Source organism: Ramlibacter lithotrophicus (assembly GCF_012184415.1).
Taxonomy (GTDB): domain Bacteria; phylum Pseudomonadota; class Gammaproteobacteria; order Burkholderiales; family Burkholderiaceae_C; genus Ramlibacter; species Ramlibacter lithotrophicus.
On the sequence record NZ_VTOX01000003.1, the window covers coordinates 331,349 to 342,471 of the forward strand.

General features: G+C 69.8%; 9 protein-coding genes. 3 read left to right on the forward strand and 6 right to left on the reverse strand.

Annotation, left to right across the window (positions count from 1 at the left end; genetic code table 11):
• Window position 1: 1 nt before the first annotated feature.
• The 4 genes from RAMLITH_RS25475 to RAMLITH_RS11445 all read right to left on the reverse strand — a co-directional run bounded on the left by RAMLITH_RS25475 (window position 2) and on the right by RAMLITH_RS11445 (window position 7,843).
• Window positions 2-1,354, reverse strand: coding sequence for an ABC transporter ATP-binding protein (locus tag RAMLITH_RS25475; RefSeq protein WP_181017771.1), 1,353 nt, complete (start codon window positions 1,352-1,354; stop codon window positions 2-4).
• Window positions 1,354-5,415, reverse strand: a complete 4,062-nt coding sequence (locus RAMLITH_RS11435; RefSeq protein ID WP_168107526.1) for a glycosyltransferase — start codon at window positions 5,413-5,415, stop codon at window positions 1,354-1,356. Before RAMLITH_RS11435 ends, RAMLITH_RS25475 begins: the two co-directional genes overlap by 1 nt.
• A gap of 1 nt (window position 5,416) precedes the next feature.
• Entirely contained in the window at window positions 5,417-6,520 is a 1,104-nt protein-coding gene (locus RAMLITH_RS11440; protein WP_168107527.1) for a glycosyltransferase family 2 protein, read from the reverse strand.
• Window positions 6,521-6,673: 153 nt separating this feature from the next.
• Window positions 6,674-7,843, reverse strand: coding sequence for a WD40/YVTN/BNR-like repeat-containing protein (locus RAMLITH_RS11445; RefSeq protein ID WP_168107528.1), 1,170 nt, complete (start codon window positions 7,841-7,843; stop codon window positions 6,674-6,676).
• A gap of 91 nt (window positions 7,844-7,934) precedes the next feature.
• Between RAMLITH_RS11445 and RAMLITH_RS11450 the strand changes: the two genes are divergently transcribed.
• From RAMLITH_RS11450 to RAMLITH_RS11460, 3 genes are all read left to right on the forward strand, one after another.
• Window positions 7,935-8,417: a phasin family protein gene (locus RAMLITH_RS11450; protein WP_168107529.1), complete on the forward strand. Its 483-nt coding sequence runs from the start codon at window positions 7,935-7,937 to the stop codon at window positions 8,415-8,417.
• A 78-nt stretch (window positions 8,418-8,495) separates the two neighbouring features.
• A complete protein-coding gene (locus RAMLITH_RS11455) occupies window positions 8,496-9,269 on the forward strand; it encodes a tetratricopeptide repeat protein (RefSeq protein ID WP_168107530.1) in 774 nt (257 codons plus the stop codon).
• A 110-nt stretch (window positions 9,270-9,379) separates the two neighbouring features.
• Entirely contained in the window at window positions 9,380-9,634 is a 255-nt protein-coding gene (locus tag RAMLITH_RS11460) for an acyl-CoA-binding protein (protein WP_168107531.1), read from the forward strand.
• A 15-nt stretch (window positions 9,635-9,649) separates the two neighbouring features.
• Here the strand turns inward: RAMLITH_RS11460 and RAMLITH_RS11465 are convergent, their stop codons facing one another.
• The gene (locus tag RAMLITH_RS11465) at window positions 9,650-10,015 is read right to left on the reverse strand and encodes a polyhydroxyalkanoic acid system family protein (RefSeq protein WP_168107532.1); all 366 of its coding nucleotides are present in this window, start codon (window positions 10,013-10,015) and stop codon (window positions 9,650-9,652) included.
• A gap of 43 nt (window positions 10,016-10,058) precedes the next feature.
• Entirely contained in the window at window positions 10,059-11,123 is a 1,065-nt protein-coding gene (locus RAMLITH_RS11470) for an aminopeptidase (protein WP_168107533.1), read from the reverse strand.

The window sequence follows — 11,123 nt, forward strand, 5'->3', positions numbered from 1 at the left end:
CCTAGTCTTCGACGTGGCCGGGTTCGACCCGCCATGTGTGCGGCAGGTCCACGAGGCCCGGCTCGGGCCGGGGATCGGTCACCGACAGCAGGGCGATGCGTGCCGCCTCGGAATAGAGGTGGATGGCATTTTCGTTGCCCAGGTAGGCGCCGATGTAGTAGTCGCCCTTGCGCAGCGCCAGCGGGCCGAACTCGATCGTCGCCGTGCCGCGGCCCTGCGCGTCCCGCTCCAGCATCACCTTGTCGGTACGCGAGACGACGCTGCTCAGGATCATCGTGTTGGCCAGCTCGAAGGTCATGCCGGCCGTCGGCATCGGGATCCCGGGGTCGGAGTCGAATTCGATCGACACCCGCAGCGTGCCCTGCCCCGGCGTCATCTGCAGCCGCGTGGAAGCGACTCCGTCCAGCGACGTGACGACCCGGCGGATGCGTGCATGGCCGGGCGTGGCGGTGCCCGGTTGCGTGACCGGCGTCGCAACCGGTGCCGGCGCTTCGGGATCGGCCGGCGGTGCCGCCACGGGGGCGGACAGCGGCGCGGCGGACTCTTCGGCCGAGGGGACTGCTACCGGAGCGCCCGGCGCAGGAACTTCCGGCGAGCCGCCCGCGAGGAACAAGGTGTAGTCGCGCACGACGGCGTGCGACGGTCCGACCGCCATGGCCTTGCCTTCGTGCAACCACAGGACCCGATCGCAGAATGCCTCGATCTGGTACAGCGAATGCGAGCAGAACAGGATCGTCGTGCCGCGCTCCTTCATCGCCAAGATGCGGTCGAACGACTTGCGCGCGAAGCCGCCGTCGCCGACGGACAGCGCCTCGTCGATCACCAGGATGTCGGGCTCGACGCTGGTCGCCAGCGCGAACGCGAGCCGCACGAACATCCCGCTGGAATAGGTCTTGACCGGCTGGTCGATGAAATGCCCGATGCCGGAGAACTCGATGATCGAGTCCATCTGCTCCAGCAGCTGCGCCCGGCCGAGGCCCAGCAAGGGCCCGTTGAGCAGCACGTTGTCGCGGCCGGAGAAGTCGGGGTTGAAGCCGGCGCCCAGTTCCAGCAGGGCGGCGACGCGTCCATCCACGCGCACCGTGCCGGTGGTCGGCGTCACCGTCCCGCACAACAGCTGCAGGAGGGTCGACTTGCCGGCCCCGTTGTTGCCGATGAGGCCCAGCGACTCGCCCTTGCGCACCTGCAGCGACACGTCGCGCAGGGCCCAGAAGCTGTCGCCCGGGATCTCGCGGCCCAGGAGCGCGGCCCGCAGGCGCGCGGCCGGGCTCGCGTTCGGCCGGTAGGCCTTGCCCAGGTGGACGGCCTCGATCGCGAGCGCGGCTTCGTGCACCGGTGCGTCGGACAGGTTCATCAGGAAGTTCGTCCGATCCAGAAGCCGGTCCCCAGTATCAGGTCGTACAGCCTTTGCGGCAGCCTGACCGACCGCCGGTCGAGCCAGTTGGCGATGGGCAGCAGCGGCGGCACGATGCGACGGGCGGCGGCGAGCCAGCGCGGCGGACGGGCCGGCGGCATCACCGGCTGGTCGGACGCCAGTTCCGGATGCATGGCGTAGATCTTCCCGATCGCGCCGCCGACCTTGACCTGGCGGCGATAGAAATCCTTGAGGTCCATCGGGTGCAGGTGCCGCGCGCGAGCCTGCTGGTTGTAGACGATGCGCACGCCGCGCTTGTTCAGCCGGTAGCCGACTTCGACGTCCTCCCAGCCATAGGTCCGGAACTCGGGGTCGAACGGGCGCGGGCCGAGGATCTCGCGCGGCAGCGAAACGTTCGACGTATAGAAGCAGGTGTACGGAACGTCGTCGCCGTCCTTCATGTACCGGTAGCCGAACTGGTGCCCCGCCTCGTTGACATGCTCGAGCAACGGCGTGACCCGCATCGCCGAACGCTCCCAGTCGGTGTAGCCGACCACCGCGCACGGCACCCCCAGCTCGCGATGGCGGCGGACGTGCTGCTCGACGAAGTCCGGATCGGGAATGATGTCGTCGCCGATGAACAGCACGAGGTCGCCGTCCGCATGCTCGAGGCCGTTGTTGCGCGCGATGCCCTGGCCGGTGTTGGCCTGGGTGTAGATCTTCAGGCCGAGCGCGCCGGGATGCGCGTCGCGCCATTTCTGCAGCTCGGTCCAGGTGTCGTCGACCGACCCGTCGTCGACGACGATGACCTCGAAATCAGCCCAGGTCTGCGCGGTGAGCGCGTCCAGCGTGCGCAGCAGGACGGGGCGCCGGTTGAAGGTCGTCACGATGACGCTGACGCGGCCGGGCGCGTAGGCGTTGGCCGCGTCTTCGGCGCGGAACGCGATCTCGCGGACGATGCAGCCGAGGCGGCGCAGGTCGCCGTTGCCGAACAGGTCGTGCGGACGCCAGGGCGTGTTCTCGATGCGGATCCTGAGGAGCCCGTCTTCATCGGCCCGCGCCGGCATCTCCAGCGTCCGCCAGAACGAGCCGGGCGCGAGTTCGAAACCCTGCCGCTCGCCATTGCAGTGGAGCGTGAGCGCCGCGTGTTCGGCGGCCCGGTCGGGGATGTGGATCTCGACGCACAGCGTCCCGCTCGCGCCCGGCTCCACCTTGAGCGTTGCCGAGGCGTCGCCGCAGGTCGCGCGCGCCACGCTGCCATCGACGCCTTCGGGGCCGTACCAGCCCGGGCCGAGCCGGCCGGCCGCCGACGTGCGCCCAGGCCACAACTGCGGTGCGACGATCAGCGCCGGATCGCCGGAGGCGTCGGTGAGCGGCGGGATGGTCGGCGTCGGGGGCACGTGCTCGGTGATCAGGCCGCGCGCGAACAGCTCGGCGTCGGAGAGCCGGCGCAGCCGCTGCAGCCGCCGGCGCTCGCGCACGGTGCCGCGGATGTGGATCAGGTTCCAGGTCAGCGCGTGCCACGCGAGCCCGAGCTGGCCGGTGCGCAGCCACAGCGCGACGAGGCGGCGCGTCGCCCAGACCGCGTTGCGGAACTCGTAGTTCTTCCACAGGCTGCGCAGGTTGTGCGTGTTGCCCATCCAGTCGCGAAACTTCGTTCCCTGCTGGCTCTTCGTCGTGCCGCCGAAGGCGTGGAAGACAATCGAGGCCGGGCACAGGACGACACGCTTGCCGAGCAGCCACAGCCGCCAGCCGAGGTCCACGTCCTCGTGGTACATGAAGAACGACGGATCGAAGGCGCCGACGTCGAGGAAGTCCGTCCGGCGCATCAGCATCGCCGCGCCGGAGGGGAACAGCACGTCGACCGGCGCCGCTTCCGCGGGGCCGGCCGGTGGCGCGAAGGGGTAGCCGAAGTCGATGTCGTAGCCGAAACCGAGCCGCGACATGCCGCCGCCGCGCGCGTTGAGGTAGTCCGGCCGCGTGAGCAGCCGCAGCTGCGAGCAGGTCGCGCCGATGCCCGGGTCCAGCAGCACCGGCCGGATCAGGTGCTCGAGCCAGTCGGGCGTCACCACGGTGTCGCTGTTGAGCAGCACGAGGTAGTCGCTCTTCGCATTGCGCGCGCCCACCAGGTTGGCGAGGCCGAAGCCGAGGTTGCGCGTCTCGGCGATCACGCGCACCTGCGGCCAGTGTTCCCGCATCCAGGCGACGCTGTCGTCACTGGATCCGTTGTCGACGACGATGACCTCGTAGTGCAGCTTGCGCGTCGCGAAGACCGAGGGCAGGCACTTCTCGAGATGGTGACGGCCGTTGTAGTTGACGATGACGATCGAGACCAGCAGCTCGTCGGCGGACACGAGGTTCAGCTCCACCTGCTGCGCCGCCTCCGCCTGCACCTTGGCCGCGTCGGCACGCACCTCGGCGAGTTCCTTCGCGGTCCGCTCATGGAGTGCTGCGAGCTCGGCGCTCATGCGCTCGTGGACCGCCGCAACCTCGGCGTCCGCTCGCTCGTGCAGCTTGCGCTCTTCCTCCTGCAGGTTGCTGCGCAGCTGGCCGATTTCCAGCGCGGCCTCGCGCGCCAGCTTCTCGCGCAGCGCGAGCTCGGCCGCCCTCGCCTCGCGCCGCACCTCGCGCGGAATCAGGGCTCGCTTGACTGCGAGCTGCGATCGAGCCAACTGGCGCGCGGGAGCGCGCTGCAGGTGCTTGGTGAAGATGCGCTCCAGGCCCTCCTCCTGCAGCGACTCGCCGCCCTTGCCCGTGATGAAGCTCTCGCCGAACACTCGGTATTCGGCGACCGTGCGGGCGATGTGTTCGAAACGGCAGCGCTCGGCGAGCCGAAGATACAGGTCCCAGTCCTCGAAGCAGGCGAGCGACTCGTCCAGGCCGCCGATCGCCCGCAGGTGCGCCGTGGGCATCAGGCAGCCGATGAACGGGATCTGGTTCTCGAACAGCATCAAGTCGGCGTCGTACGGCGCGCCGAATGTCCGCAGGTGGCGCCGCTCGCCGCCCTCGTACCGATAGGAGTCGACGCTGCCGAAGTAGACGGTGTGCGGATCGGCAGCCGCGGCAGCCAGCGCGCGTACGCCGCCGGCCAGATAGATGTCGTCGTCGTCGAGGATCAGCAGCCAGTCGCCGCCGGCTGCCGCGATGCCGGCGTTGGCCGCCGGCGACCGGCCGCGGCCGGGCTGCAGGTCGACCACGCGCACCGCGAGCCGGCCGCGGAAGCGATCGGCGACGTCCGTGACCGGGTTGCCCCCGTCGTTGACGACGACCACGTCCAGGCCCGGATAGTCCTGCAAGGCGAGGCTCGCCAGCGCCTCCTCGAGGAGCTGCGGCCGGTTGCGCGTGCGGACGACGACCGAGATCGACGGCAGCGCCGTCGCCGCCGTGCCGCACGAGCGGTGCGCCAGCGCGGCGAGCGCGGCGGTCGCGCCGCGCGCCGGCTCGAAGCGCTCTTCGACCCAGAACGCTTCGGCGGCGGTCGCGCCGGGCAGCGCCAGCGCGCGCAGGCGATCGGTCAGTTCACTGCGCAGGCGCGGCGACTGCACGGCGGCGGAGAACCCGTCTCCCAGCCGGCCGAGGGCCGCCTGCTTGGCCTCGACGACGGCCGAGATATCGAGCGTGCGGTTGACGTCGCCCACGCGCGACAGCTCGTAGTACCAGGCGGCGCCGTCGAAGCCCGCCGCGGCCAGCATGCTCTCGAGTTCGACCGCGGTCGCCCGCAGCCCCGGATCCTCTTCGAAGCGTGACGGCAGGAACACCGTCGTCGGCGCGATCTCGCGCACGAGCCCGGCGAGCGAGGCGATGTCGCCGGCCGCCTCGCTTTCGCCGCCGAGGAAAACGCGGCGGATCTCGGGCAACAGGTCGCCGAACGGGGCCTGCCCCGAATGCGTGTACACGATGGCGACCGCGATGCCGCTCAGGCGGGCGCGAATCAGGCTGCCGCCGAGCGCGCTGATCTCCTCGCCGGGATGCCGCGCGAAGACCAGCCAGGGGCCCGGCGGAAGCGGGACGTCGACAGCCGGCCTGTCGATCTCGGGTTGGGGCGTGGATGGCGTATTCATGTCATTGGCCCGCTGCCGGGGTTGCGTAGGCCGCCGGCATCAGGCAGGCGTGCAGATAGAGAAGCCACTGCCGAACCGCCCATTGGCGGCGCAGCCCCAGGGCGCGAAGGCCGTTGATCCGCTCGCATCGGCTGCGCGGACGATCGAACAAGGCGCAGTAAGCGGCGAGCAGTTCGCGATGCGCGTGGGCGGCGACGCCGGCCCGCTCGAGCCGCGCCCTCAATGCACTCGCCTGCGCCAGGCTGCGCGCGAAGTTGCCGCGGCCCGTCCGGCTCAGCTGCAGGCCCTGCCAGACCGAGGCGACGCCGCGCCGCCATCCCTTGGCGCCGATCTGGTTGCCCCCGTGCTGGCGGTAGCGGACGGTCGGTGTCGGGTCACAGCTGATCTTCCCGCTGGCGGCGGCGACCAGCGCCAGCCACCAGTCGTGCACCATCGCGGCCGGAGGGATCGGCAGCGCGGCGTCGAGCAGGGGTCGATTGACGAGAACGGTGCAGCCCGTCACGTAGTTCTGGACCAGCAGCGTGCGCAGCGGCGCCGACGGCTCGTCGCGGATGTGCTGGAAGCTCATGAAGGACGGATGGATGCTGTGGCCGTCGCGGTCGATCAGTTCGAGATCGGAGTGAACGAGGATCGGCACGGCGGGCCCGAGCCGGTCTTCCTCGGCCCGCATCAACGCCGCCTGGCGCGCGATCTTGTCGGCGAACCAGACGTCGTCCTGGTCCATCAGCATGACGTAGGTGGCGCCCTGGGCGCGGGCTTCGCGCAGCAGGCAGTCGAAGTTGGCGACGGTGCCTTGGTTGGCACCGCTGCCCGGCAGCACGGTGATGCGCGCATCCTTCGCGGCGTAGGCCTCGACGATCTCGGGCGTCCGGTCCGTCGATGCGTCGTCCCGAACGAGCAGATGCCAGCCGGGCTCGCTCTGGGCGAGCAGGCTGTCGAGCTGTTCGGCGATGAAGGCGCTGCCGTTGTAGGTCGCCAGCAAGACGTAAATCGGTTCGGTCACGACCTTCGGTACGGATGGAAACTGGAGTCCTGATCTCGGTGTCGTCGCATGATGACGAGCTGGCGACGTCGTTCCGCTCGTCGTCGCGAATCGTCGTTCCAAGCTGGCGGAGTACGGCGTCGACCGAGCGGCCGGCCCTCCGGGCGCCGCTCGACAAGGCGGTGGATTTTACATTACAGGATGCTCGCCCAAGCCGCAGCCGGCCCGATCTGCGCGAGCATCGCGTCCGGTTCGGCTGTACCGCGCAACTGCGGGTTACAGCAGCGTTCGCCAGGTGCGACCGTCGTCGGTTGAGCGCTGCCAGCTGTAGCCCGCGCCTTCCAGCAGCCAGCTTCTCGCCAGCAATGCACCGGCAGCATCGCGTTCGAACCGGGAAGAGACGCCATCGAAGGGGCGCCATGTCGCTCCAGCGTCCGTACTGAGCCACTGCGCCCCATCCCTGGCCATCACCAACGTCCTCCCGTCGATCGGGGCCGCCGCCACTGCGGCGGCGGTCCACCGGCGGCCGCCGTCGGTGGTGTGCAGCAGTCCGTTATCGGGCCAGGCGGGCCTAGCCCAGCCGAGCCCGGCCGCGTCGAGAAACGTCATCCATATCCTCGGCTGCGCATCGACTGCAAACCCGTCGATCTGCATCGGCGCTTCGGTCCAGGTCCGAAAGGCGTCCTGGCTGACGGCCACTCGGCCCGGCTGGTCGGCGGCGCCACCGGCGGGTATCTGCACCCAGATGCCATGATCGCCGAAACTGCCGACAGCCACGCCGGACAAGGGCGTCTGCCGAAACGATCCGCCGAAATCGTCTGAGACCCAGAGCGCTTGAGCTTCCCCTGGTCCGTAAAGGCTGAACAGGAATCCCGAGGGCGTGAATCGAGGCGCCCAAGGGATGATCGAATCCGGTCTGCTCATGACCTTCCACTCACGCCCACCGTCGACCGTGATCTTGAGGCGGTCGGGGTATACCCAGCGCCCGCCCCCGCCCTCGGCGCGCAGCGCCACATGCTCGGCATCGGTCGCAAACACCAACGCCGGGGTGCCGAAGACAGTGCCGTCGCCCTGCCGGATCGTCTGCCACCTGGCGCCCCCGTCGAGGGTGCGCAGCACGGTTTCGTCGACCCCGCAGACGAACACCAGTTGCCGGTTGACTGGCAACACGCTGATCATGTCCGTGGTGGACTCGCTCGGCAACCGGCGCCACGTCTGGCCACCGTCGTCCGTGCGGGCGATGAGGCCCTCCTTGCCGACACCATAAGCTGTTTGCGCATCCACGAATTTCAGGTCGAGCAACTTCGTGCCAGCGGGCAGAAGCTCAACGCCGTCGCCTCCGCCTCCGCCGCAACCCGCAAGCGCGCCGACCGCGCCGAGCGCCAGCAGGAATTCGCGCCTGTGCCACCTTGCTGCCTGCAGCACGCCTCGAGCGTTGGTCGTCATGCTGAAAATTAGACCATACTGGCGCGGCAACTTGCGCCTACAGTGTCGGCACGAGCCCGCGCTTGCGGCGCCCGCGAACACAGGAGGCGTCATGGCTGGCACGGACAAGGACACGGGGCCCGAGGACCGGGATGCCGCTCGCTTCGCCGAGCAACTGCGCGCTTCGGCGCAGCAGGTCTGGCTCGCGGGCGTGGGCGCGTTCGCCAGGGCACAGCAGGAAGGCGGCAAGCTGTTCGAAGCCCTGGCGCGGGAGGGCTCGGCGTTGCAGGGCAAGGTGCCGGCGGATGCCGGTGACCGGATCGCGCAGGCGGCCAGCCGGATGGCGGACATGGCGGGCGAGTTCTCGGCGAAGGCCGGCGACCGGCTCGAAGGCATGTTCGACAAGCGCGTCGCCAAGGCGGTGGACAACCTCGGCCTGGCCAGCGCCAAGGACGTCGAGCAACTTGTGGCACGCATCGGGGAACTGGAGCGCACGGTGGCGCGGCTGTCCGCCGCGGCCACGGCCCGCCGCCGGCCGGCCCGCACCGAGCCCAAGCCGGCGGCGCCACGGGCGCGTCCACGCGACGGCGGCTGATGCCATTGCTGCGTCGCAGCAGGGCGACGCCACCGCGCGTTCTACACTGGGCCGGCGACACCGCCACAGGAGACAGCGATGCAGCCCTGGGTTGCGTTCCCCCATGCCGGCGAATACCGGTTCACGCCCGCCAGCGTGGCAGCGCTGTGGCCGCGGCTGCACGCCGGGGACGGCGAACCACTGCCGTCCCGGCCCGCCGTTCTCGCGGCCTGGGTGCTGCTGCACAACGGCCAGTTCGAGCAGGCAGTGGCGGCCGGCCTGGCGGCCGGCGAGGATGGCGTCACAGTGGCGAACAAGGCCACCTGCGTCTACGCCAATTACCTGGAAAAGCGCGAGCCGGTACGGCTGGAACTGCTGCAGCAAGCCGCGCAGCGCGGCGAGGCGCAGGCGGCGCGCGAGCCGCGCAACCCGAACGCCTGGTATTGGCAGGCCTACGCCCTCGGCCGCTACAGCCAGGGCATCAGCGTGTCGAAGGCGCTCGCCCAGGGACTGGGCGGCCGCATCAAGGAAGCCCTGGAGCGCACGATCAAGCTGCAGCCGCGCCATGCGGATGCGCACATCGCGCTGGGCGCCTTCCACGCGGAAGTGATCGACAAGGTGGGCCCGCTGGTCGCGGGAATGACATATGGCGCCAAGAAGGAACTGGGGCTCAAGCTGTTCCAGGACGCCCTGGCCATCCACCCGCTGTCGCCCATCGGCATGATCGAGTACGGCAACGCGCTGCTGATGCTCGAAGGCGACGAGCGCCTCGGCGAGGCGACGGCCTGGTACGACCGGGCCGCACGCTGCGAGCCCGTCGATGCCGTCGAGCGCCTGCACGTCGAACTCGCGCGCACCGAACTGGTCGACTGAGCAGCGCGCGTCCTGGAACGCCCGTGCCGCAGGGCGTCAGTAAGATAGCGCCCCGGGCCGCAGCGCCGCTGCCGGCCCCGCATCGCACCCACGCCCTTGCAGGAGCACCCATGTCCGATCTCAAAGCAGCCTTCGACGCGGCCGTCGCCGGTTCCAAGAACCTGACCGAGCGACCCGACAACGCGACGCTGCTGAAGCTCTACGCGCTGTACAAGCAGGCCACGGTCGGCGACAACACCGAGAAGAAGCCGGGGTTCAGCGACATGATCGGACGCGCCAAGTGGGACGCCTGGTCGGCGCAGAAAGGCAAATCATCCGATGAGGCAATGCAGGAGTACGTCGACCTGATCGGCTCGCTCAGCTGAGGGGGCGGGGCCGGCTCAGGCCTTGCCGGAGCCGGCCGATTTGCGGGCGGCGCGCCGCGCGACCGCCTCGTCGAACGCCGCGTGCGGGTCCTCGTGCGCGAGCAGCCGGTCCAGGTTCTCGACGATCTCGGACTGGATGCGGTGCCGGAACGCGCCGAGCAGCAGTCCGAGCTTCGCATCCAGCACGAACTCGCTGGCCGTCACCCGCAACTGGCCGTGCGCACCGGGGCGGTCGAAATGCAGCAGGTCGGCCTCCTCGCCTTCCTCGTAGACGCACTTCATCGCCAGGTGCTGGCGGGCGACTTCGGCCCAGCGAAAGGCCAGCTTGCGTGCGTCGGCGAGGCCGAGCGAGTGCTCTCGGGTGATGTGGATCTTGGACATGTGGGATGGAAACGCCGGCGGCCCGCGCGGGACGGCGCCGGATTCACTGATTTTCCTTCAGCCGGCGGTGGCGCTCCTCCTTGGGCAGCGCCGCCAGCCGTTCGACGGCCGCATAGAAGCGCGTCCAGTCACGGCCTTCGCGGTCGAACAGCGCCTCGAAACCGGGCACCAGCTCGTCGTACACCGCCTGCGCGCCGAACCAGGCGTTGTTCGCCTGCGCCACCCAGCGGTCGTAGCCGCGCCAGCGCGCCGGATCGCCGCCCCAGCTCGCGCGCAGCTGCGCGTAGCCTTCGCGGAATTCCTGCAAGGTCGCCTGCTTCATCCGCTCGACGTCGGCCGCGGGCGTGTTCGCGTAGACCGCTTCGAGCCGTTTGCGCGTGGCCAGCGCCAGCGCCCGGAACTGCCGTCGCCGGCCATCGTACTGCGCGTACTCCTCTCGGGCGGCGGGCGATGCATGCGCGGCCAGCCAACGGGCGCCGCCCAGCCGCTCCACGGCGGTCGCGAACGACTCGTTGAACATGGTGTCGTTCTTCACGTACAGCACCTGGTGCGCCAGTTCATGGAAGATCAGGCGCGCCAGCTCGCCTTCCGGATAGTGGATGAAGGTGTTGAGCAGCGGGTCGCCGCCGGCCCAGTTCATCAGGCCCAGCGTCGAATAGGCCGGCACCGGATACACGCTGGTGTCGAAGCCCTGACCCGCGTACGTGGCCGCCTCGGCGCGCGCCCGCTCCAGGTCGTAATAGCCGCGGTAGGTGACGCAACCGGCGACCGGAAAGCACCAGCTCTTCAACGTGAGCGAGTGCTTCGGCGCCACCACCAGGTTCCAGATCGCGGCATTGCGATGGAGATCGGCATAACGCCGGTAACTCGGGTTGTCGGGCAGCTTCAGGTCGCTGACGGCGAAGTCGCGGATGCGCTGGCTCAGGGCCAGCTTGGCCTTCAGGCGCTCGGGCGCCTCGCCGTCCTCCAGCCAGTCGTCCAGCGGCCGCGCTGCGCTGAGGATCCCGAGGTGGCCCGTCGCCGACTGCCAGTAGTAAGCGAGGTTCGAGCAGCCGGTCAGGCACAGCAACACCACGCCTGCCGCCGCAACCAGACCGCCCAACGCCAT